Here is a 24,276-nt window from a genome sequence, read left to right on the forward strand (position 1 = left end):
ACACCCTCTCATATTGCCCCGATTTGATAGAAGGTGGGGCTGCCGAAAGGGCTGTGATGAAGAAATGCTCACGACTCACAAGCAGTGGGGGCGGAAAGCCACACGCAACGCGGGTTGCTGACATGACCTCACATCGCTTTCTTTCCATCAAAGTGGGTCAGTATCAATAGTATAATTGATGTATGTCGTCCATCACTGCCGAAGAAGCCAAAGCCCTTGCCCCTGACCTGGCTTCGCTTAAAGCCGCTCAGGAACTGGCAGATATTTGTCATTGGGTCAGCCTGGGCGCCAACGAAGCAGCCTTGTGGGGTGAATGCAAGGGCAGTGCACAAAAGCCATACAAGGTGCAGGTAGATCTGTCCAATCGCGGCTTTGCCTGCACCTGTCCAAGTCGCAAATCTCCCTGTAAACATGTCCTGGGATTGATGCTGCTGGCATCGGCTTCGCCAACCATATTGAAAGATGCCACACCCCCTGCCTGGGTCTCTGAATGGCTGGAAAAACGCACCGACCAGACGTCGGATCACGCGGGACAGGCTGAACCCGACACTGCTTCGTCGCAGTCGCGTCAGAAAGACGCTGCACGCCGCGCCGCCAGACGTGAAAAACTGGTTGCTGCGGGTCTCGAAACGCTCGACCTCTGGCTCAAAGACCTGATCCGCCAGGGCCTGGCTTTCGCCCAGAGTGCGCCGGCTTCGTTTTGGGAACAGCAATCTGCCCGCCTGGTAGATGCCCAATTGCCTGGTGCGGCGCGGATGGTACGCGAGATGCGGGACATTCCCGGCGCCTCCCCCAACTGGACGGAAATTCTGCTCCTGAAAATGGCGCGACTCCACCTGCTCATCCAGGCCTACCGTCGTCTGGAAAGCCTGCCCGAACCCTCACGCACCGATGTGCGCACCCTGCTCGGCTGGACTATCAATCGCAAGGAGTTGATCCTCTCTTCTCCCGCCCTGAGCGATGACTGGCTGGTAGTGGCTCAGACCCTCGAGGAAGACGAGACAAGTGGGTTGCGCACCCAAATCAACTGGTTGTGGGGCAAAACCAGCCGCAAACCTGCTCAACTTATCCTCTTCGCTTTCAGAACCAGACCCTTCGAAGATCACCTTTTCCCTGGCCTGACCTTGCGCGGTGATCTGGTTTACTTCCCCAGCGCATACCCCTTGCGAGCCGTTTTCAAAAGCTACCGGAGGCTGGAATCCACTTTTGTTCCTGCTGGCTTGCCGAATTTTCTCGCCTTTCTCGATGCGTATTCTACCGCGCTCGGCCTCAACCCATGGTTAGAGCATTTTCCTGTCGTGTTGGAACATGTGACCATTGAAAGGTTGGAAACAAACTGGCTTTTGTGTGATGGTGAGAATCAGGCAATCCCCGTATCCTCCCGTTCCCACTGTTGGGAACTTCTTTCTCTTTCTGGCGGTCACCCTCTCACCGTTTTTGGCTTGTGGGACGGATTCTCATTTTTCCCCATGACGGCCTGGGAGAACGAAAGGTTTGTTCGCCTATGACTACCCTCAAGTCCCTTGCTCAATCTGCCATGCTGGGTTCGACCGACGAGTCGCTGCTCGCTTCGGCGATCCGTGTGGGGATCGCTGAATTGGGAGGATATGTCCCGGTAGCTTTTACAGGAGAAAGGGCAATCTGTGGCACAGAAAGCCGGCCGCGAATGCCGGAGAGAGCGGGGAGATTGTTCAAACGCATGCTGGAAGAAGAAATGGATGAACTGCTACCGGAGTTTTTGCAAGGGGCCGCCGAACGCGGCTATATCGTTCCCCCCGAAACCTTGCCTGCGCTCCTGAGTCCTGGCAGAAACGCATGGCATTCCCTGATCCTCCCCGTCATCGGTGAACGCGGGAGCTGGCTGGCCGCGCACAATCCAGCCTGGGACTATGCTCGCAAACGTGAGCCACTAGAAGCCTGGGAAAACGGAACTCGCGCCGAGCGGGTCTTCGCCCTGGAACGCATACGTACCACTGACCCGGCCAGAGGGCGCGAATGGGTACAGACCTGTTGGGAAACAGATTCACCCGAAGACCGTGCCGCGTTCCTGGCTACCTTTGCGATCGGATTGAGCATGGACGATGAACCCTTTCTCGAAGCCTGCCTTGATGACAAACGCAAAGAAGTGCGCCAGGCGGCGCGCAGATTGCTCCTGCGGCTGGAAACATCACGCTTCGTGAAACGGATGTGGACGCGGGTCAAGCTGATCGTTCGCGTCCGCTCCTCTTTTCTAAACAAGGGAACGTTGGAAGTGACTTTGCCCGAAGAACTGGATTCCGCTGCAAAACGGGACGGTGTGGGTGAGCTTGCGTTGCCCAAAAAGATGGGTGAAAAAGCCAGCAGACTGGCGCAACTGATCGCACTGACCCCGCCAGTGTTATGGAGCCGTGAATTTAACCGTTCACCTGACCGATGGATCGCCATGGCGCTCACCTGCGAATGGAAAGAGCCGCTCCTTCTCGGCTGGCAAATGGCTGCCATCGGAACAGCAGATGCAGACTGGGCCGAGTCGCTGATCCTGCTATGGATGACACAGGAGGAGGCACAATCTTTCCTGGATATGAACGCGCTTTCGGCACTGGTTCCTCTCCTGCGCGCCGAAAAAATTGAGGGGTGGGTCACCTCTATCGAACCCGGTGTCAGCGATACCCGCAGCACAAGAGCAATCGCGTTGTTAGAAATGTACCATCGGCCATGGACAGCAAACCTCTCGCGCTGGGTCGTGAAGAGCGTACAGCAGCAATCCACCGTTTTCCATCAGCGCTTACTCCAGGCGCTACCCGGCTTTGCCCGCTGGATGCCTCCTGAACTGTCCGATGAATTTTCGCAGGGTTGGGAAGATGAACCTGGAAGCGGCTGGAACAAGAAAATCGGGTCCTTTTTGCAAATCCTGAAGTTCCGTAACGAGATCAAATCCAGCCTGGAGGAACAATCATCATGAACCTGATTGTACGCGAACATGCCGAACAACAATTTGCCGAAGAACTGGCAGAACTGGCAAAGGTCGATACGCGCCCGCGTCCTCCAAACTGGAAACTCTCCCCGTGGGCAGTAACCACCTACATCCTGGGAGGTAAACTGGAAAATGGTTTTACCATTACGCCGAAGTATATCGGTAGCCGTCGAATCATCGAGGTGGCCGTAGCCACGCTGGCCACCGACCGGGCGCTGTTGCTGTTGGGCGTACCGGGCACAGCCAAGAGCTGGGTCTCCGAGCACCTGGCAGCCGCCATTTCCGGTGATTCAACCCTGCTCATTCAAGGAACAGCCGGCACAACAGAGGAAACTATCCGTTATGGCTGGAACTATGCTCGCCTGCTCGCAGAAGGTCCGAGCGAGAAAGCGCTTGTTCCCAGCCCGATTATGATCGCCATGCAAAGGGGCAAACTGGCGCGTGTCGAGGAACTGACGCGCATTCCCTCGGAGGTGCAAGACACGCTGATTTCGGTTCTTTCAGAGAAAACCCTCCCCATTCCGGAACTGGGGAGCGAAGTGCAGGCAGTTAAGGGCTTCAACTTGATTGCCACCGCCAACAACCGTGATAAAGGGGTGAACGATCTTTCCTCTGCTCTGCGACGGCGCTTCAACACCGTGGTCATGCCGCTGCCAGCCACGCTGGAAGAGGAAGTGGAAATCGTTCGCTACCGTACAGAGGCGCTTGGACGTGCTCTTGAACTGCCGGCTGAGCCACCCGCGCTGGAGGAAATTCGCCGCATCGTGACCATTTTCCGCGAACTGCGCGCCGGAATGACCGCAGACGGGAAGAGCAGGCTCAAATCGCCAAGTGGCACGCTCTCCACAGCCGAGGCCATCTCCGTCGTCATCAATGGCCTGGCCCTCGCGGCCCATTTTAGCGATGGGAAACTTCGCGCCGGAGACGTGGCCGCCGGGCTGGTCGGCGCTGTTATCAAAGACCCGCTCCAGGACCGAATCGTCTGGCAGGAATATTTGGAGACGGTGGCAAAAGAAAGAAAAGACTGGAAGGACCTGTATCGAGCCTGCAAAGAGATGGAATAGCCTCTATGGTCACCCTTCTCGGCATTCGTCACCACGGGCCTGGCTCTGCCAGAAGCGTGCGCGCAGCGCTGGAGAAACTGCGTCCCGATTGTGTCCTGGTCGAAGGACCTCCCGAAGCTGACGCCTTGCTGCCCCTTTTCGCCGACCCGGAGGCGATTCCGCCGCTTGCTCTGTTGATTTACCTGCCAGACAACCCACAATATGCCATTTTCTACCCTTTCGCCGAATTTTCTCCCGAATGGCAAGCCATTCGCTACGCCCTGGCAAACAAGATCACGGTGAGGTTCATGGACCTGGAACAAAGGCATCTCCTTGTTGCTCACCGTCCTGATCCAGAACAATCCCCGACGCCTGTTTTCCCGTCTTCAGATCCTTTTCAAATCCTGGCTCAGGCCGCTGGCTATTCAGACAGCGAACGCTGGTGGGAACGTTTCATCGAACAGCGACGCACCACGGAAGGCATTTTTAGCGGCATTCTCGAATTGATGAGCGCCCTGCGCGCCGAAGCGGAAAGTTTGGGACAGAACGAACCCCAGAACCTTGTCCGCGAAGCGGCGATGCGAAACATCATCCGTGCTGCCCAGGTCGAAGGCTACGAGAACATTGCAGTGGTTTGTGGGGCCTGGCACGCTCCGGCTCTTACCCATCTCGATACGGACCAGGCAGATGAGACGCTCCTGGCTGATTTTCTTCGTTCCATTGTTCCCGATCGCCGGGCCGGTTCATCCACCGGTCAGCCGGCGGTAAGCCTCATTCCCTGGACATATGACCGCCTTGCCCGCCGCTCCGGGTATGGCGCAGGGATAGATTCCCCCGGCTGGTACGAGCATCTCTGGCAGAGTGAAAGCAACATCGTCGAAGGCTGGATGGTCAAAGTGGCGCAACAGATGCGCGCGGAAGGGCTGGAGGTCTCGCCTGCCCATGCCATCGAAGGGACACGCCTGGCCGAAACGCTGGCTGCGTTGCGCGATCTTCCTCTCCCCGGCTTGCCCGAAGTGGAAGAAGCCATCCGGGCCGTGTTTTGTTTTGGCGACGATGTTCCCTTGCGCCTCATGTATGAGAAGTTAATCGTGGGTCAGCGAATGGGCAAAGTGCCACTGGCTGCACCCACTGTTCCCCTCCAGCGCGACCTCTTCGCCGCCCAGAGACGCACCCGTCTCGAACCCTCCGCCACACCTCAAACTCTTGACCTCGATCTGCGCAAACCGCTTCTGCTCGAACGTTCCCGCCTCTTGCACCGGCTCACCCTGTTGGGCATTCCCTGGGGCAGATTACAATCGGCGTCTGGGGGCAAAGGCACCTTCCACGAGATCTGGCACATTGAATGGAAGCCTGAATTTGCCGTCAACATCATCGAAGCCAGTATGTGGGGGAATACCCTCCTTGAAGCCGCGACCAACAAAGTCCAGGACGAAGCTGGCCGTGCCACCGAGTTGCCAGCGATCACTCGCCTGGTCGAGGTCGCTCTGCTGGCTGACCTGCCCGAAGTGATCCCACCCCTCCTGGAGCGCACCCAATCCCTCGCTGCTTCCAGCACCGACCTCTCACATCTGATGGATGCTCTCCCGCCACTCATCAACATCAGTCGCTATGGCAACGTTCGCCAAACCGACACCGCTCTGGTTCGTCACATTGTGGATGAACTGATCACTCGCGTTTGCATTGGCCTGCCCGCTGCCTGTTCTGCCCTCAATGAGGATGCCGCCCAGAAGATGTTCGCGCGCATTAGAGCGATCAATCGGGGTATTGATCTGATAGAGGGGATGGGGAACGGCGATCACACACAAGCCTGGCTGCGCACCCTGACGACCCTGGCCACACTGTCGGCCGGGCACGGGCTTATTCGTGGACTTGCCTCCCGCCTCCTCTACGATGCCCATGCTGACGATGAGACGATCATCCGCATGAGCCTGGCACTCTCCCCTGGCGCACCCGCTGCCGACGCTGCCGCCTGGCTGCAGGGATTCCTCCATAGCGGCGGTCAGGCTCTGATTCACGATCCTGCCCTGTGGCAATTGCTGGATGAGTGGGTATTATCTCTGTCCGAGGCTTCCTTCATCACCATTCTGCCGATCCTGCGCCGTACCTTCAGCGCCTTTTCTGATCCGGAACGTCGCCAGATAGGTGAGCTCGCCAGAAACGCAGGAAGCCGCCTCTTTTCGACCAGCGAGATGAAACTCGACCCCGTCCGTGGAGAGAAAGCTCTGGCACTGGTCAATGTGATTCTGGGAGCAACGAACGATGAGGAGCGATAACCCGTCTTCTTTTGATCCCGCTCAGGAAAGGTTGCGCCGCTGGCGTCTCATCCTGGGCGGCGAGGCGGATGGCACCGGCTTTTCTCTGAGCAACGAAACCGACCTGGGTATGGATCAAGCGCTGGCCGCGCTCTATTCCCGCGCCGAACAGAAGGGGCGAGGCGGATTAAGCGCTTCCGCTCCCCACGTGGCGCGCTGGTTGGGAGATATTCGCACGTATTTTCCCGCCCCGGTTGTCCATATCATGCAAAAAGACGCCCTGGAACGGCTCAACCTGCGTCAAATGCTACTCCAACCCGAAATGCTGGAAGCCGTCACCCCCGATATTCATCTCGTTTCAACCATCCTTTCACTCAGCAAAGTTATCCCCGAACAGACCAGACACACCGCCCGTCAGTTGGTGCGCGCCCTGGTCGAACAACTGGAGAAAAAACTGGAAGGACCCCTGCGCCAGGCTATTAGCGGCGCTCTCCACCGCGCTGCTCATCATCGCCGTCCGCGCTACGCCGACATGGACTGGAATCGCACCATCCGCGCCAACTTGAAGCACTACCAACCGAATTACAAGACCATCATCCCCGAAAGACGCATTGGCTATGAGCGCCGAAAGTCGGCCTCCAGATTGCGCGACATCATTCTGTGCGTGGATCAGAGCGGCTCCATGGCTTCCTCAGTGGTTTATGCCTCGATCTATGCGGCAGTCATGGCCTCGCTCCCGGCTATTAAGACCTCATTGGTATTGTTCGACACAGCAGTCATAGATCTGACTCCTGAATTGCACGACCCGGTGGACGTATTGTTTGGCGCCCAGCTGGGGGGTGGAACAGATATCGGGCAAGCCTTGACCTATTGTCAGAGCCTTATCCACGTCCCGAACGACACCATTTTGATCCTCATCAGTGACCTGTACGAAGGCGGTCATCCTGATCGTCTCCTGCGCCATGCAGCTTCACTGGTCAATGCTGGCGTCCAGGTCATCACCCTGCTGGCTCTCAGCGACGAGGGCCGCCCTTCTTTCCATCACCAGATTGCCGCCAGACTGGTTGCACTCGGCATCCCTTGTTTTGCCTGCACTCCTGATCAGTTTCCCGGTCTGATGGCTGCAGCCATCAAACGGGAAGACCTGCACGAATGGGCGGCAGGTGAAGGAATAGTCGCCGTTCGCGCCGGAGGCACCCCGTTTTCGAGCTAGTGTCCCTTGCTATCGCTGACAAACTGGCTCGTCAAAACCTCAAAAGCGTGTCATAATTTGCGTGATCGTGTGGTGGAAACCTGCTGCACTTGTTGCGAAGGCGTAGTCCGAAGGGGCGGCATTGCAGTGAGGTTTTGGCAAGAGGCGGCAAGGTACACTCAACCTTTCAACAGGCGATTGGTATAATGACCGGACAATAACCACATCGGGCAGCACAGCATGAATCCTGTGCCACGGGAGGCAACCATGCTGCTGGAACCGCTCTTCGCCGCTATCGCCGAAGCCGTCTTTGTCTACCTGCTCCAGGAGAGCACCCTGACAGAGCGCATCCGCGCCACCCTTGGTCTTGACCCAACGCGCCGCGCCTTCCAGACCGCGCTGGCACGGGCATACACTGTCTTCGCCCGCCACTACCCGGAATGGACGACAACCCTCTTCGATCAACCGTTTCTCACCAGTCCAACCGTCGTTCCGCTGCTGGCTGAACTGCTCACCCGCCGCGGTCAACCGGACCCGGCGCACCTGGCGCGTCTGTTCGCCGCACACCTCGGGCATCCCGACCCCGACCGCTGGGAACGGCTGGGTGATGCCACCCGCGCCGCCGCCGACTTTTTGACCTGGCTGGAGGGCGAACTGGCACGCCAGGACGCTCTGCAACCCCTCTTCGACAGCCGTGCGCTGGAGCGCATTGCCGAACACACCGGGGCCATTCGCCGGGCGCTAGAAGCGCTGGCGCACAACCGGCAAACGGCAGCCGACCTCGATCTCCTGCGGCAGGCGCTGCGCGATGGTCAGGTCGCTCTGGCGACCGGCGAGCGCGCCGTGGCTCTCGGTAGCAGCGCCGACAGCGTGGTCATCGTTACTGGCGACGGCAATATCGTTCAGGTGCTGAATGTCCAACAGCGCACCGACCTGGAGCGCCTGCTGACCACCCGCCGTTATAACCTCCCCTCGCTGCCGGAGCACTATGTCCTGCGTGAAGCAGACCTGGAACGGCTGCGGCAGGCGCTGCTGAACAATGGCGCCGTTGCCCTGGGCATTGTCGGCGTGAAGGGCATGGGTGGCATTGGCAAGTCGGTGCTGGCTGCTGCCCTGGCCCGTGATCTTGCCGTGCAGGCCGCCTTTCCCGATGGCATCGTCTGGCTGCCCATCGGTCGCGAGCCAAACCTGCCCGCCCGCCAGGAAGAACTCTACCTCTTTCTGACCGGTCAGCGCGAGAACTTTCGCGACGCGATCCAGGGCCGCAGCTTCTTGAGCGTTGCACTGGAGGGCAAGACCTGCCTGGTGATCCTGGACGACGTCTGGGACTCCAGCCACGCCGAAGCCTTTCCCGTGGTGACCGGTTCGGCGACCCGTTACCTGATCACCACCCGTAACGCCGAGGTCTTGCAGACGCTCAACGCGCCCCCCGTTTCGCTGGACGTACTCAGCCCGGATCAGGCATTGAGTCTGCTGGCCGATTGGACCGGGCAACCCGTTGCGAATCTGCCATCGATAGCCTGCGAGGTAGCGCGGGAGTGTGGCTACCTGCCGCTGGCGCTGGCGATGGTAGGCGCCTTCGTTCGCCAGAACCCCGAAAGCTGGGAGCGGGCGCTGCACCGCCTGCAGACCGCTGACCTGGCGAAACTCCGTCGCCTCTTCCCCGGCTACGAGCACCCCACCCTGCTGGCGGCGCTCGAGGTGAGCGTCGAGGCGATGGCAGCGACCGACCGCGCCCGCTACCTGGACCTGGCCGTCTTCCCTGAAGAGGCCGCGATTCCGCTTCCCGTCCTGCACGCCTTCTGGCAGCCGCTGGGGCTGGACGAAGATGACGTAGCCGACCTGGCGGAGACCTTTGTGAACCGTTCGCTGGCGCGTCGGGACGAGGATGGACGCCTGCGCCTGCACGACCTGCAGCACGACTACCTGCGCGCCTGCGCGGGAGCGAACCTGCCCGTCCTGCACCGTCGCTTCCTGCTCGCCTGCGCCCGGAGTTTCCTGGGCGCCTCCGGTGAAACGCTGGAAGGGCTGCCCTGGCATCGGCTGCCATCGCAACCCAACTACCTGTGGGATCGGCTGGTCTATCATCACCTACAGGCTGGCGCCTGGGACGCCATCTATGCCCTGCTGACCGATTTCGACTTCCTGGAAGCGCGCTGCCGGGCGACGACCGTCTTCGAGCTGGAAGCCGATTACCGACTGGCGCTGAACGCCTGGCCGCAGGAAGATACCGCACGGCGCGAGGTGCTGTCCGCTTTCGAGGAGCGCCTGCGCCTGGAAGCCTCGCGCATTGCCCAGGCGCCCGAATGGTTCTTCCCCGCTCTCTACAACCATCTGCGCTGGCTAGATGCACCGGATGGTGGTCCCCTGCATCGGCTGTGCGAAACCGCTGCATTCCACCGCACGAATTACCTGCGCTCCCGCCTCGACCCGCGGCCCGAACCGCCGCTCTGGCTGCGCTCCCTGGAAGGCCATACGCATTGGGTGCTGGCCGTGGCGGTCAGCCCCGACGGGCGCACCATCGTCAGCGGCTCTCATGACCGCACGGTGAAGGTGTGGGAGGCGGAAAGCGGGCGCCTGCTGCGCTCCCTGGAAGGCCATACGGGTTCGGTGCGGGCCGTGGCGGTCAGCCCCGACGGGCGCACCATCGTCAGCGGCTCTCATGACCGCACGGTGAAGGTGTGGGAGGCGGAAAGCGGGCGCCTGCTGCGCTCCCTGGAAGGCCATACGGGTTCGGTGCGGGCCGTGGCGGTCAGCCCCGACGGGCGCACCATCGTCAGCGGCTCTCATGACCGCACGGTGAAGGTGTGGGAGGCGGAAAGCGGGCGCCTGCTGCGCTCCCTGGAAGGCCATACGGGTTCGGTGCGGGCCGTGGCGGTCAGCCCCGACGGGCGCACCATCGTCAGCGGCTCTCATGACCGCACGGTGAAGGTGTGGGACGCCGCAAGCGGGCGCCTGCTGCGCTCCCTGAAAGGCCATACGGGTTCGGTGCTGGCCGTGGCGGTCAGCCCCGACGGGCGCACCATCGTCAGCGGCTCTCATGACCGCACGGTGAAGGTGTGGGAGGCGGAAAGCGGGCGCCTGCTGCGCTCCCTGGAAGGCCATACGGGTTCGGTGCGGGCCGTGGCGGTCAGCCCCGACGGGCGCACCATCGTCAGCGGGTCGTGGGATAACACGGTGAAGGTGTGGGAGGCGGAAAGCGGGCGCCCGCTGCGCTCCCTGGAAGGCCATACGGGTTCGGTGCGGGCCGTGGCGGTCAGCCCCGACGGGCGCACCATCGTCAGCGGCTCGGATGACCGCACGGTGAAGGTGTGGGAGGCGGAAAGCGGGCGCCTGCTGCGCTCCCTGGAAGGCCATACGGATTGGGTGCTGGCCGTGGCGGTCAGCCCCGACGGGCGCACCATCGTCAGCGGGTCGCGTGACCGCACGGTGAAGGTGTGGGAGGCGGAAAGCGGGCGCCTGCTGCGCTCCCTGGAAGGCCATACGGGTTCGGTGCTGGCCGTGGCGGTCAGCCCCGACGGGCGCACCATCGTCAGCGGCTCTCATGACCGCACGGTGAAGGTGTGGGAGGCGGAAAGCGGGCGCCTGCTGCGCTCCCTGGAAGGCCATACGGATTGGGTGCGGGCCGTGGCGGTCAGCCCCGACGGGCGCACCATCGTCAGCGGGTCGTGGGATAACACGGTGAAGGTGTGGGAGGCGGAAAGCGGGCGCCTGCTGCGCTCCCTGGAAGGCCATACGGGTTCGGTGCGGGCCGTGGCGGTCAGCCCCGACGGGCGCACCATCGTCAGCGGCTCTCATGACCGCACGGTGAAGGTGTGGGACGCCGCAAGCGGGCGCCTGCTGCGCTCCCTGGAAGGCCATACGGATTGGGTGCTGGCCGTGGCGGTCAGCCCCGACGGGCGCACCATCGTCAGCGGCTCTCATGACCGCACGGTGAAGGTGTGGGAGGCGGAAAGCGGGCGCCTGCTGCGCTCCCTGGAAGGACATACGGGCGGAGTGAACGCGGTGGCGGTCAGCCCCGACGGGCGCACCATCGTCAGCGGCTCGGATGACCGCACGGTGAAGGTGTGGGAGGCGGAAAGCGGGCGCCTGCTGCGCTCCCTGGAAGGCCATACGGGTTCGGTGCTGGCCGTGGCGGTCAGCCCCGACGGGCGCACCATCGTCAGCGGCTCGGATGACCGCACGGTGAAGGTGTGGGAGGCGGAAAGCGGGCGCCTGCTGCGCTCCCTGGAAGGCCATACGGGTTCGGTGCTGGCCGTGGCGGTCAGCCCCGACGGGCGCACCATCGTCAGCGGCTCGGATGACCGCACGGTGAAGGTGTGGGAGGCGGAAAGCGGGCGCCTGCTGCGCTCCCTGGAAGGCCATACGGATTGGGTGCGGGCCGTGGCGGTCAGCCCCGACGGGCGCACCATCGTCAGCGGGTCGTGGGATAACACGGTGAAGGTGTGGGAGGCGGAAAGCGGGCGCCTGCTGCGCTCCCTGAAAGGCCATACGGGTTCGGTGCGGGCCGTGGCGGTCAGCCCCGACGGGCGCACCATCGTCAGCGGGTCGTGGGATAACACGGTGAAGGTGTGGGAGGCGGAAAGCGGGCGCCTGCTGCGCTCCCTGGAAGGACATACGGGCGGAGTGAACGCGGTGGCGGTCAGCCCCGACGGGCGCACCATCGTCAGCGGGTCGTGGGACCACACGATCAGGGCCTGGAATCTGGAAAGCGGCGAGTCGTGCGTACTCTTCTGGAACGACGCTGCCATCCGCAGCCTGGCCCTTTCCGGCGATGGTCAACTGCTGGTATGCGGTGATGTGTCTGGGCGGGTGTGGCTGTTTGATGTGGTGGGGTAGGGGCGCGGGGGCGGGGGCGACGAGGCGCAGGGGTGCGGCGACGGGGGCGCAGGGGCGAGGGCGCGTGATCACTATTCTGCCGTTCTCCACTTCGCCTGTGGCTTGATCGCCCTCCGTGCCGCCGGGTGATTCGGATCGGCGCTCAGCACGCAGAAGACCGGCATCCGGCGTTGCGTCACCTGTCAAGCCCGTCGGTCGCAGCTCAAGCGTGCACACGACCAGCCGCGATGCAGCAACAGCGCCCATCCAGAGAGCAAAACAGGCAATGCGTATCAGGAGAAGAAACTGGTACATCTCCCACCTTCAACCTTCAACTTTCACCGTCCCACCTTCAACCTTCAACTTTCACCGTCCCACCTTCAACCTTCAACTTTCACCGTCCCACCTTCAACCTTCAACCTTTACCGTCCCACCTTCAACCTTCAACTTTCACCGTCCCACCTTCAACCTTCAACTTTCACCGTCCCAACCTTCAACCTTCAACTTTCACCGTCCCACCTTCAACCTTCAACCTTCACCGTCCCACCTTCAACCTTCAACTTTCACCGTCCCACCTTCAACCTTCAACCTTTACCGTCCCACCTTCAACCTTCAACTTTCACCGTCCCACCTTCAACCTTCAACTTTCACCGTCCCACCTTCAACCTTCAACCTTCACCGTCCCACCTTCAACCTTCAACTTTCACCGTCCCAACCTTCAACCTTCAACTTTCACCGTCCCACCTTCAACCTTCAACCTTCACCGTCCCACCTTCAACCTTCAACCTTCACCGTCCCACCTTCAACCTTCAACCTTCACCGTCCCACCTTCAACCTTCAACCTTCACCGTCCCAACCTTCAACCTTCAACTTTCACCGTCCCACCTTCAACCTTCAACCTTCACCGTCCCAACCTTCAACCTTCAACTTTCACCGTCAACCTTCAACATCCAACCTTCAACGTTGAACGTCCAACGTTGAACGTTCAACGTTCAACCTTCAACCGGTATCATCACCGTCTCAGTCGTGGTTTTGTACGGACGGAACCCGCGCGCCTGGTAGTTTGCCAGCGCATAGCGACCATCAAGGGTGCACGTATGAACCCATACGCGCCGCGCACCATCATCAAACGCGCGCTGCGCTCCCACCGACAGCAGATGTTTCCCCAACCCACGCCCGTGGAACATCGGCGCCAGCCCAAAATAGGCAACCTCGACATCCGGTTCTTCCGACTCCGCGTTGAGTTCGATGTACCCCGCAGGTGTGCCTTTGACATACATCACCAGCAGGGTGACCGACGGGCGGGAAAGATAGTCGTGCAACTGTTCATCGCTCCAATCGAGCCGCATCGTCCAGTGGTACGTTTCGCCAACCGCCCGATAGAGAAAGCGGTAGAATGCCGGAAACGGAATATGGGACTCGACAACGGTGACATCCGGGTCAGTTGTCCACCAGGGACGAAATGCCGCCCGGTCTGGCAGTTCGAGATAGGTGGTGACGACGGGAACAGGTTTTGCAACGGTTGTCATACGTATCCTCACTGTGCAGACCCGGCGGAAGATACCGATGTAGAACCTTCGTCCGCAAACACCGGGACGGATCGGGCGCTATTCTACCGCATACTTCTCAGGAGCATTCGCCATCGTGCACCATCTATGGCGCCTGATACGAAACCAGATATGGTACAATATCATTGTGACACATTGCACGTATCCTGTCGATGAGTCCACTGTTCGCCAGCGTCCCTTGCCAGCAGGTTGTCAACAGCAGCGACGATCCAGAACGCAATCCTCATTCGATGGAGCAACCATGAGCGCGACACCCTCTTCTTATGCTGATACCGCATGGGCGATCCTGACCGATGGACGCGCAACTGAGCGTGCGGAGCGCGGAGCGCTGATCTACGCGCCTGACTATGTCGCCGATCATCTGTATGTGCTTCAATCGGGCGCTGTCAGCCTGCAGCTGCGATCCGGCGAAGGGCGGGCATTGACGCTGCGCATTGTCGAAGCCGGGCAGTTGTTCGGGCATGCTGGCGCCGGTGATGACACGCACTACGATACATTTGCCGAAGCGACCGCACCGGTGCGCTACGTCCGCATTCCGCGCAGCGAACTTGCCAGCCTGCTGGCGCGCACGCCAGAACTGGGCATTGCGCTGGTGGAAGATATGGCGCAGCACCGTGCCGTGATCAGCCGTCGCCTCGACGAAGTGGCGTTCAAGTCGGTGCCAGCGCGTCTGGCTTCATTGCTGCTCGATCTTGCCCGGCGCCACGGCGGACCGCAGGCTGCCAGCATGCCGCGCCATAGTCATCGCCAGCTGGCGGAAATGATCAACGCCTACCGCGAAACCGTCACCAAGGTCATCAACCAGTTTCGCGATGCGCGTCTTCTCGAAATCGACCGCTCCAGCATTACGCTGGTGAATGTGCGCCGCCTTGAAGAACTGGCGCAGAGTTGACGAGCATGCGCTCGCTTATCTCCCACAAACGCGCCGCTGCTGCCATGTCCTGCGCCTGCGGCGCGGGCGAAGTCTCGCGTGATTTGACAAAATACCTGCCGCTGATTGCCGCAACCTCAGGCGCTGTAGCCAGGTAGATCGACGTTTGCGCACCTTCTTCTGGAGTGATAGCGAACAGGCGCTGCATCAGCGCCATCAACCCGCCCCAGATGATACCATTGTTATGTGCGAAACGGGTGGCCACAAATCCGGGATGGAGCGCGTTCGAGGTCACGCCTGTGCCTTCCAGACGACGTGCCAGTTCGTTCGAGAAGAGGATATTCGCCAGTTTTGACTGTGCATAAGCCGCCCAGCCATTGTAGCCGCGGGTGAACAGGAGGTCATCCCAGCGCATGACGCCGCCGCGGTGCGCGTCTGATGAGACGTTGATCACCCGTGCTGGCGCGCTGGCGCGCAGAGTGTCGATCAACAGATTGGTCAACAGAAAGTAGCTCATATGATTCAGCGCCCATGTCAGTTCGATGCCATCGGCGCTGACCTGGCGCGAGGCGAAAAAACCGCCCGCATTATTGATCAGCACATCAAGGCGTCGATGCCGTTGCAAAAATGCTTCCGCAACCGAACGGACACCAGCCTGTGATGACAGATCGGCGATCAGCGTCTCGATCTCAACGCCGGTCGCCTGTTTGATGCGCGCAACCGTCGCAGCAACCCGCTCCGCGCTGCGCCCGACGATGACAACATGCATTCCCCGGCGCGCCAGTTCACGCGCGGTCACTTCGCCAATGCCCGACGTCGCACCGGTGATGAGACAGATAGGTTTCTGGTTCATGGATGTTCCTGTTCTACTATACCTCTCCCGCCGGTCGGGAGTCATATTCGATCTACGACTCGGATACGCTTCAGCCTGTACTCTGGATGATACCAGGGTTTGAGGGCGGAGGTTGCCGGAAGTGTCAACCCTTTTTTCTCAATCACCTCAAATTATGTCGAATATATCGAATACATTTTATTATCGTATGTCGAAGATATGCCGATAGATAATCCAATTTCTCGAGCAGATATTGACAAGAGCGCAGAGCAGGTGTATACTACGGAGGAAATAGAACAGAAGTGTGATGCGCCTGACCGTGTCAGATACGTTTCCCTTTCACGCAAGGGACGTTCAGAACCGGAAAGGCGCATCGTCACAGCAAAAGGGCGTAAACGTGCAACAGCGACTTCGGGAGGGTGGAAGCCGAAGTGCATTGTGCGCCTGTGTTCGGCTGTGATGCTCGCCAGGGAAAACCTGCCTCGCAGGGCGAACCTGGCCGTTCACGCGCGTTAAGCGTTTCGAGTGAGCAGAACGCGACCGTGTTCTGCTAAGCGGGGTGGTACCGCGGGTTGTGGTCAACCCGTCCCGGCGCGGTCTTCAACCATGCCAGGACGGGTTCCTTACTTGACAGGAGGATCCGATGGCCACAAAACTGCTTGCTGATCGACCGGCACGCAGCACAGGTCAGAATGGCGCTGGAATCTACCGTAACGGTTCGCTTCCATTTCCAAACATCGTTTCCTCCGATCCGGAAGTAGCCGCATTGCTTGATCGCGTCCTTCCCATGGTCGAAACATGGCGCGAGCATCTGACCGTCAGCATCGGGCGCGCAACGGAACTGACCGGTCTCAAAGACACCCAGATTCGCTACTTTGAAGAATTGTACAGGCAGGAGCGCGATACCTCCACCCCTGCCGGCGCGACACGCTCCTATTCGCTGGCTGACCTCCGCCGGCTGGCGGTGTTTGCCGAACTGCTGAAGCAGGGGTACCGCCCGGCGCAGGCAGCTGAGGTTGTACGTTCATGTGCGCACTTAATCGACCGGGGAGCAACGCGCAACATCGCCGATGTCCTGCGTCGTGAAGGGGATGCGATCACCGACGGTTTTCTCCTTTCGCGCCTGGCGAGTCAGGTTATTTTTGCTGCCCAACTCGAACTGCGCGAGCGAGCGCCGAAAGCTGGAATTACGGCGATGTTTGTCGTCGAGCAGGTCATCGATCCCGCTTCGACCGCTGATGTGACCCGCATCGGCAGGGAACTCGCGGCAGATGCCCGGGATATGCTCGTCGCTCTGGATCGCGCGACCATTGTCGGTGAACAGTCTGAAAGCGGCGACAGTCTATGGTCTGACGATGAAAGCAGCATTGTGCTGTTCTACAGCCGCGAGTCGTGGAGCGTTCCCCTGCCGGACAACACGGCGTTTTGTTGCTATCGTCCGCCGTCGGCGCCTGAAACGACGGTCGTGTTTGCAGTTCAGCAGGTTGAGTCGGAAATCATTCCGCCAGCGCTCAATGTCGCACTCCCTGCACGCGCCCATTTGCTCGACTGGATGGTGCGCATGTGTCGCATCATCTTCCCGGAATTTCGCCAGGCGACCCATGCGCACGGGTATCGTTACCGCTCCGACGGGTATCGGCTGGCGCACACCCGCGATGCTCTGAATCGCCTGATGCAGCGCATGCGCAGCTTGATTTTCGGCGACGATGCAGACGCAAGTATGGCTTGTTTGCTGCTCCCCAACGATCTGTACAAGCCCTCGCACCTTTCGATCCTGGCGCATGCCGGCTACTCCGAAGAGATCGCGCGCCGTGTGCGACTCAGTCTCTCCGGCGAAGGGGAGGGGTTGAGCGGTCGGGCATTTCTGACGCGTGAGCCGTTTCTGACGCGTGATGCTGCGCACGACGAGCGCGTGTACGGCGCTCAGCATGAGGATTGCAAAGTGGCGCTGGCTGTGCCGCTCCTCTCCCACTGGGATACCTATCCGTTTGGCGTGCTCTACCTGGCGTCGCGGCGTCCTGCGTCGCCTCTGCTGAGTGAAACGGCGTTTGTGGCGCTGGTGTTCAGCAATATCCTTAGTGAGTTGCTTGGGCGCTGGTGGCTCACCCGTCTGCGTCGCAAGCACGATACGTTGCTGCACGACTATGTGACCGAGTACATCCGCTGGTTCAACGGGATGGATCTGCACGGTCCTGAGTTCGAAGAGGGTGTGGAACAGATCGAGCATATCTGGGAACGTGCTGCTGCAATGAGCGAGGCGGGCAGCGGACGCGCGGTTGTGGAACGTATGTCGCGTCAGTATGTGACCCTGGCAGTGCTCGATATTGATCGCTGCCGCAGTTATCACGATCGAGGGGATGAACCGTTCCTGCTGGCGGCGCAGCGTCACGTGCAAAAAGCGGTTGAGCAGATTCTCCCCGGTGTGCGGGGATACTGGTTCAAGAATGATCATACCCTGCTGGTGCTCGATGGGTGTTCGCTCGACGAGGCGGTTGTGCTGATCAGGCGGATCGCCAGCCGGGTGCAGATGGTGCCGGTTGTGATCGCCGGCAGGTCTGAACGCACCACGATCACGATCAGCGCCGCATTGAAGACGCTTTCGTATCAGGAACTCTACGACCTTTCGCACCACGATCGGGATGTGCTGAAGTCCAGTCTGATCTCGATCATCGATACGCTGTACGAGCAGACCCATGGATGGGAACGAACTATTCGCGTGTTCCAGAATGGCGTCTGGGAAAATGTCTCCTGATCGTTGCCGCTCGTTCTGCTCCCGCTGATAGCGCATCGACGTTATGCGAGCGCGACGTCCGCGCTCCCGGGATGCGGCGCCTCGTACCCCGACAGGTGAACGCAATGCGGTCACCTGTCTGCTTTTTCATTTTTGCGTCCACTGCAAAAAGGGCAGGTCACCACTGCGGCGCAGCGTTCGCAGCGGCGGATTCCATCGCGAGTCACGCACCCGTATGTTGCGCAGGCCTGCATCATGGTTCGTTTGGAGGGTTCTCTGTGCCCTCGGCGTCTCAGCGGTGCGTGTTTGCAGCGAAGTCATTTTTGAAACATCGTCTATCCTGATGTTAATGGAATTACAGCGAACGTGTGAAGGCGGACAACGTCTCGTCGATCTCATCCGGTTTTTTTAAAAAATATCAACTTGACATTGGTGTTTCCCTGATATACGATAGAAGTGCGTAGATAAGCGCACAGTACTCCGGCTCAATTCCTGGTTTTCTCCGACGAGGCGAACATGATACGGGTAAAGTTCGAGGTTGTCCGTATCCTCCCATCACTATGGAAGGAGCCTCATCGTGGACATCCCGTTATTGATCCATGTTGGCGGAAGTGTCGTCAGTTTTTGGGTCGGTCTGTTTCTGGGTAATCGCACCGCGTATCATCCCTCGACGCGATGGTTGCGCCTGACGTTTGTCCTCACCGGTTGCTACTTCCTCCTCAGAGCGATTGAATCCTTTCCCGATCATCATGCCCAACTCCTCGCACAAATACAACTGGCGCTGGCGCTGGTTGCGCTGGCATGCTGGTACGGCTGGGTGATCGGCGTGCGCGGCATAACGCGTGCAGAGCGTCGGGCTCGCTGGATCTCTATTGCTCTGGCGGTCGGATGTGCGCTGATCGCTGCGCTCACCCTTGTGCCATCTGTGATCATCATCGGCGGGTACCTCGCCGTCACGCTGGCGAGCGTCTGGTTCAGGACCTGGCGACTGTACCGACGCGAAACGATCCTGCCAGCGCAGCGGGCAGCCGGAACGTTGCTCGTTGCGACCACAATCATCTGCATCAGTGTGGTGACGCTGGCAGCAGTCGCGTGGCTGCAATCAACGCCGTCGGAGATCGCCGGGATGTTGGTGCAGGCAGGTGAAGGGATGCTCTGTGGCGGCATTGCGCTGCTGGGGTATGGGGCGCTCATCTACACGCGTCGGCACGCAGGGCGCAACAGCGGTCGTGATTATCTGGTCAGCGGACTTGCCAGCCTGGGTATTGTGACAGTGTACGAGCTTATCCTGATTGCCTTTCACTACGTAACCCGGAGCGTGTTGACAGCGGAACAGGCGCTGGCGTTAGGGATCATCCTTGTGCCGGTGCTCATTGCCACCCACTTCGGGTTCGATCAACTGCGGGATGCGCTCGACTGGTTGCGTTTCGATCCGTCGTCGCGCCTGCTGCGCAGTATGATGCGTTCCTTCACCAGACAGATCGGCACGGAAAAACCGTGCGATCAGGTGGTGCGGGAGTGTCTGCAAACGCTCGCCTGTGTCGCCGACGTATCGCGCAGCGCGTTGTTCTGGTTCGAAGAGGACGAAGCGCGGTTGCTTGCATCATACGGGCATACACCGTCATATGCGCCCAAACAGAGCGATCTTCTCGCCGTGCGGATGCAACCGTTCGATCAATGCGCTGACTACACCTATCTGCTGCCGCTCCGTGTGGCTCGAAAGCAGCGTGGCGCGCTGTTGCTCAGCAGTCCCGGTTATGGGCAATGGTCGCCCCGCGAGCGCGAGCAACTCAGTACACTCGGCATGTTGCTGGCGGCATATATCGATCACTCCCACTCCGAGCCGGTGACCATCCCGCAGCGCATTCACCGCCTCGAGGAGCAGGCGCGCGATGTGCAGCAACTGCACGCCGCATTGAGCGATGTGCAACCGCCCCTGGTGGTCATAACAACGCTGGGACGCTTCGAGGTTCAGGTCAACGGAACATCGGCGCAGTACCGGCGTATGCGCATTGGGCGGCATATGTTCCAGGGGATGTTGATGTATCTCGTCGCTCACACAGGGCGTCCCGTTCGGCGTGATGTGCTGGTCGAGGTGGCGCTGGAGCATCGCCGTGGACGCAAACACGAAGATGATTTGCCGGACGAATCGCACTACATCTCCGGATTGCGCACAACCTTGCAGCATTGGGGGATGGGCGATGCACTGGAGGTGACTGCCGAAACTGTCACGCTGAAACGCCATCCGTCCTGGACGACCGATACCGATCAGGTGCTGGCGTTGAGCAACAGCGCCCAACAGGATATCGCGCAGGGTCGGATTGAGGCGGCTGTGGCGGCGCTCGAAGAAGCGCTCAGTTTCTTCCACGGCGATTATTTGCCGCAGTACGACGCCCCTGACTATCGCATTGATCACGAACAACGAAGGTGGGAGCGTGAACGGGTGCAGATCGAGAAGTTCCTGCTCAGGTCTTACCTGCGCCTGCCAGACCTCTCCGCCAGGCAGCATGCTCCAAATATTGCAGACGCTATTCTGAGTCGGAATGAAGATGATCCAGAGATGGTGCGCCTGGTACTGGATGTTGCGCAGCGTCTTCAGGACAATCATCTGCTTCAGCGCTGCCGATCCGTCCAGGGATGATCGCTTACCCTCCTCCTTCTAGAAACATTAGAAAATCTTTGTTTATCTCTAAATTTTCGAGATCACCGATATTTCTCGTCCGTATCTCAGTCATTTCTCAGCAGCATACCTAGAATGAAACTGTCACCGCAGGGGGCATTGCTCGTTGAGCAACGCCGTTCCGGTGGCAGAGAGGGGGCTGCGATGACACCATCCGCACATTCCTTCGCTCGTGATCTGGTCTTTCGTCCACATCCGCACATTGTCGCCAGCAAGATTGTTGCGCTCCTGGGAATTGGCGGCGGCATGCTCCTGGCGGGCATCATTCACGCTTCCGTACTGACGCTGCCAGCAGTGATCGTCGCGCTGGCGCTGGCGCTGCGCATCGCGTATCTGGAACTGGCGACATGCCTGATCGTGCGGGGCGACACACTGTTGCTGCGGTCTGGTTGGATCCTCCGCCGGGAAGAACGCATCGCCCTCTATCGCGCCGACGTGATGACAACGCAGAGTCTGGCAGGTCGCCTGCTGGATTACGGTCACATCACGTTTACCTGCGATGATCGAACGGTTGAGGTGCGCAACATTGCTCAATTTCGACGGTTGCAGGAGGAACTCGCTCGGTTACAACGCATTCCAGCCCTGTGGAGGTCCTCATGAAGCGATTTGTGCAAGACCTGGCGAGACAATTTGCGTTCGCGTTGATAGTGGTGGCGTTGATCGTGCTGGTGCTGGGCGAGGAGGCGCGGCGCGCAGCAGATTTCGCGTTTCTGCTCGCGGTCGGTCTCGGTCTGCTGGGGATCGAGTGGATCGTCGCACTGTCCGACCGCATCCGCTGCAATGTGTCGTCCTGTCTGGTGTCTGACGTCTGTACGCGCGCGTCGAGTCGCTCAACGCCTTCACCGTGCGCGTTCAGGCAGCGTGGTCGCCATCAGGCGTCGGAGGGAGTGACCGTTCCCCTCTTCCGGCGTGCGTCGCAGGCGGCGCTCCAACATGCGTCCGTGTCGCGTCGCTTGCCGGAGTACCGTGAGATGACGCATCTCCGCCGAACAGCGCTGCACGAGGTGCTGATGGCGCGCAATGCACATACCGGGCAGCGCGTGGTCATCAAGCGGGTGCTGCCCGGCGTTGCAAATCGTGATCTGAAACGCGAGGCGGGAATGCTCGTCTGGCTTGAACTGGAGCGTGTGCCGATCCCGGCGCCGCGCTATATCGATTACCAGGAGCGCGATGGGCGCAGCACCCTGGTGATGACGTACATCGAGGGACGCACGGTTGAGGAACTGTCGGCGACCGGGACGCTTTCCGCTCCGGTGATCGTCCGGCTGCTGGCGAGGATGTGTGTGGCGCTCGACGTGCTGCACCGCGCCGGGTATGCGCACCAGGATATCAAACCCGCCAATCTGATCCTGGAACCCGGCGGCTCGCTGGCGGTCATTGATTGGGGTTCGGCGCGGCGCATCCATATCCCCTACGATCCGGGCGCGATCACCTGCACGCCGGAATTTGCCAGCCCGGAGCAGTTGCGCGGACTGGTGCTGCCGGGCAACGACCTGTACGCTGTCGGGAAGACGCTGGCAGCCGTTATCCCGGCGCCGCCGCCAGCGCTGGCGCAGGTCATCGCCCGCGCGACCGGTCCTCTGTCGCGCCGGTACGCCACCGGCGCCGATCTGTCCCGCGCGCTGCTGACGGCGATGCGCATCGATGCAGCGTGGCAGGGCGGGGCGGCGTAATCGAGGGGCGCAGGGGAGCATTGCTGACGGCGATGCGTATCGATGCAGCGTAGGAGGGCCGAGACGCTATTTCGCGCAGGTGGTTCTCTCAACTCTGTGGCATCAGTTGCGAGAACCATGTCGCGGCGTAGTACGTGCTGATTGGAAAGGAGCGGGTCAACTCCTGCGAATGTTTATGTGCCAGATCATCGAGCGAGATCCGCATCTTCCTGATGGATGGCATCCCGTTGGGGGCGGTGGATTCGATGACCTGAGCGATCCCCCCTCGCCAGGGCAAATGCTCCAATATGCATATGGAACTGGCAGCGCGGGGCCTTTTGCTCTTGTGTACGGCTAATGGAGATTGAGAAATAAATCCGCTATATCGCGCTAGCCGTCGGGCTAATGGAGATTGAGAAATAAATCCGCTATCCCGCGCTAGCCGTGGGGCTGAAGCCCTCGGCTAGCCAGGGCGAAGCCCGCCTGCGCGGGCTATACCGGAATAATTATTCAAAGACCATCAGCCCTCGGCTATGGAATGCGAAGCCCGCCTGCGCGGGCTATAGCGGAGTAATTACTCAAAGACCATTAGCCTCTCTGCCCGGATACACACTAGACTTCATCAAGATTCGTTTTGATTTTTGGACTGCTTTTTGCGTTTCAGCCAAATTCGGAAGTTATGCAGCCCGCAACATGTTTCCATGACCATATCCCGAAATTCGGAACAACTGAAGCGGATAATGTCGTGAATGATTCGATACCGCTTGATATCGCCGATAACATGTTCAATACGAACGCGAACGGATGAGATACGCCGGTTTTCCTCCTTTTCCTGCGGCGTGAGGGTTCCATTGCGCGGCTTCTTCTTTGGCTGCATAATCTGGACGCCAGGCAGGGTAAATCCTTGAAATCCGGCGTCTTGATAGAGAATGCTCGCGTTTGGAAGGGTGTATCCCGCTTCATCCGCAATACATTTATCGTGGACCCTTCCTTCGTAGGTGTCACTCAAAAAGTGAATAGAGCCAAACTCATCAATGATGAGAACGTTCTTAAGCGTATGTCGTTTCTTCTTACCGCTGTAATACAACTCCCGGTCGACTTTGTCGCTTGGACGGCGAATGGGACGTTCTACGCCGTCATGGATAAAAAGGGGGGCGCTTTTGTCGCATGCGACGGTTCTTCACACGACGGTTCTTCACACGACGGTTCTTCACACGACGGTTCTTCACACGACGGTTCTTCACACGACGGTTCTTCACACGACGGTTCTTCACACGACGGTTCTTCCTGCAATCGCCTCGCCAGGTCGTCGGCAGTGCGCGCAGGCAGGAGATTTTGCTGTGAAAGCGCATAGTTCAGCGCTCCGTGCAAAAGATGCACCCATTTGCTTACGTTTGATTGGCTCATTTGAAAGAGGTGTCCGTGCATCACTTGCGTTGGGTTTTGTTTTAAGTAGGTCAAAATAAAGAGCAATTTATCTTCTGTTGTCGGAAGCGGCGAGTTTGCATACGAGACGTAGCGACGACAATATCGGACGCGGCCATCAATCGTGCGACGTTTCATATACGCTTCAAATGCGGCGTGGAAGATCGGAACCAGCGCGTGGAACTCTTCAACGGTCAGTCCGGTCATAGAGCGTAATTTCTCCGGATTTTCGATAATGGATCGATACTTACACATC

Annotated in this window: 15 protein-coding genes; 12 read left to right on the top strand and 3 right to left on the bottom strand. The window is 59.7% G+C overall.

Annotation, left to right across the window (positions count from 1 at the left end; translation table 11 throughout):
• Positions 1–182: 182 nt before the first annotated feature.
• The 7 genes from ROSERS_RS20715 to ROSERS_RS26265 all read left to right on the top strand — a co-directional run bounded on the left by ROSERS_RS20715 (position 183) and on the right by ROSERS_RS26265 (position 13,228).
• Positions 183–1,508 carry an SWIM zinc finger family protein gene (locus ROSERS_RS20715; RefSeq protein WP_011958705.1) on the top strand — a complete coding sequence of 442 codons (1,326 nt, stop codon included), beginning with the start codon at positions 183–185 and terminating at the stop codon, positions 1,506–1,508.
• Positions 1,505–2,941: a DUF5691 domain-containing protein gene (locus ROSERS_RS24420; RefSeq protein WP_011958706.1), complete on the top strand. Its 1,437-nt coding sequence runs from the start codon at positions 1,505–1,507 to the stop codon at positions 2,939–2,941. Before ROSERS_RS20715 ends, ROSERS_RS24420 begins: the two co-directional genes overlap by 4 nt.
• A complete protein-coding gene (locus ROSERS_RS20725; RefSeq protein WP_011958707.1) occupies positions 2,938–4,017 on the top strand; it encodes an ATP-binding protein in 1,080 nt (359 codons plus the stop codon). The genes ROSERS_RS24420 and ROSERS_RS20725 overlap by 4 nt, the downstream gene beginning before the upstream one ends.
• A gap of 5 nt (positions 4,018–4,022) precedes the next feature.
• Positions 4,023–6,272 (top strand): DUF5682 family protein, encoded by a 2,250-nt coding sequence (locus ROSERS_RS20730; RefSeq protein ID WP_011958708.1) that lies wholly within the window; start codon positions 4,023–4,025, stop codon positions 6,270–6,272.
• Positions 6,259–7,464 (top strand): VWA domain-containing protein, encoded by a 1,206-nt coding sequence (locus ROSERS_RS20735; RefSeq protein ID WP_011958709.1) that lies wholly within the window; start codon positions 6,259–6,261, stop codon positions 7,462–7,464. Before ROSERS_RS20730 ends, ROSERS_RS20735 begins: the two co-directional genes overlap by 14 nt.
• A 246-nt stretch (positions 7,465–7,710) precedes the next feature.
• Entirely contained in the window at positions 7,711–12,282 is a 4,572-nt protein-coding gene (locus tag ROSERS_RS20740) for an NB-ARC domain-containing protein (RefSeq protein WP_011958710.1), read from the top strand.
• Between the two features lie 265 nt (positions 12,283–12,547).
• Entirely contained in the window at positions 12,548–13,228 is a 681-nt protein-coding gene (locus ROSERS_RS26265) for a hypothetical protein (protein ID WP_157041176.1), read from the top strand.
• Positions 13,229–13,253: 25 nt separating this feature from the next.
• On the opposite strand, the gene ROSERS_RS20745 is transcribed toward ROSERS_RS26265, so the two are convergent.
• A complete protein-coding gene (locus tag ROSERS_RS20745) occupies positions 13,254–13,790 on the bottom strand; it encodes a GNAT family N-acetyltransferase (protein WP_011958711.1) in 537 nt (178 codons plus the stop codon).
• A gap of 280 nt (positions 13,791–14,070) precedes the next feature.
• On the opposite strand from ROSERS_RS20745, the gene ROSERS_RS20750 reads away from it, so the two are divergent.
• Complete coding sequence (locus tag ROSERS_RS20750; protein WP_011958712.1) at positions 14,071–14,721, top strand: Crp/Fnr family transcriptional regulator; 651 nt, start codon at positions 14,071–14,073, stop codon at positions 14,719–14,721.
• On the opposite strand, the gene ROSERS_RS20755 is transcribed toward ROSERS_RS20750, so the two are convergent.
• Positions 14,675–15,553: an SDR family oxidoreductase gene (locus tag ROSERS_RS20755; protein WP_011958713.1), complete on the bottom strand. Its 879-nt coding sequence runs from the start codon at positions 15,551–15,553 to the stop codon at positions 14,675–14,677. The genes ROSERS_RS20750 and ROSERS_RS20755 overlap by 47 nt on opposite strands.
• A 622-nt stretch (positions 15,554–16,175) precedes the next feature.
• On the opposite strand from ROSERS_RS20755, the gene ROSERS_RS20760 reads away from it, so the two are divergent.
• The 4 genes from ROSERS_RS20760 to ROSERS_RS20775 all read left to right on the top strand — a co-directional run bounded on the left by ROSERS_RS20760 (position 16,176) and on the right by ROSERS_RS20775 (position 22,616).
• The gene (locus ROSERS_RS20760; RefSeq protein WP_011958714.1) at positions 16,176–18,284 is read left to right on the top strand and encodes a GAF domain-containing protein; all 2,109 of its coding nucleotides are present in this window, start codon (positions 16,176–16,178) and stop codon (positions 18,282–18,284) included.
• Positions 18,285–18,840: 556 nt separating this feature from the next.
• A complete protein-coding gene (locus ROSERS_RS20765) occupies positions 18,841–20,904 on the top strand; it encodes a BTAD domain-containing putative transcriptional regulator (protein WP_011958715.1) in 2,064 nt (687 codons plus the stop codon).
• Positions 20,905–21,087: 183 nt separating this feature from the next.
• Positions 21,088–21,543 (top strand): PH domain-containing protein, encoded by a 456-nt coding sequence (locus tag ROSERS_RS20770; protein WP_011958716.1) that lies wholly within the window; start codon positions 21,088–21,090, stop codon positions 21,541–21,543.
• Positions 21,540–22,616 carry a protein kinase domain-containing protein gene (locus ROSERS_RS20775; protein WP_011958717.1) on the top strand — a complete coding sequence of 359 codons (1,077 nt, stop codon included), beginning with the start codon at positions 21,540–21,542 and terminating at the stop codon, positions 22,614–22,616. The genes ROSERS_RS20770 and ROSERS_RS20775 overlap by 4 nt, the downstream gene beginning before the upstream one ends.
• Before the next feature lie 601 nt (positions 22,617–23,217).
• On the opposite strand, the gene ROSERS_RS25330 is transcribed toward ROSERS_RS20775, so the two are convergent.
• A protein-coding gene (locus ROSERS_RS25330; protein ID WP_085979421.1) for an IS5-like element ISRfsp3 family transposase occupies positions 23,218–24,275 on the bottom strand; the annotation gives its coding sequence in 2 pieces (ribosomal slippage) (positions 23,218–23,744 and positions 23,744–24,275; 1,059 coding nt in all).
• Between the last annotated feature and the right edge of the window lies 1 nt (position 24,276).

The organism is Roseiflexus sp. RS-1 (assembly GCF_000016665.1).
GTDB lineage: Bacteria > Chloroflexota > Chloroflexia > Chloroflexales > Roseiflexaceae > Roseiflexus.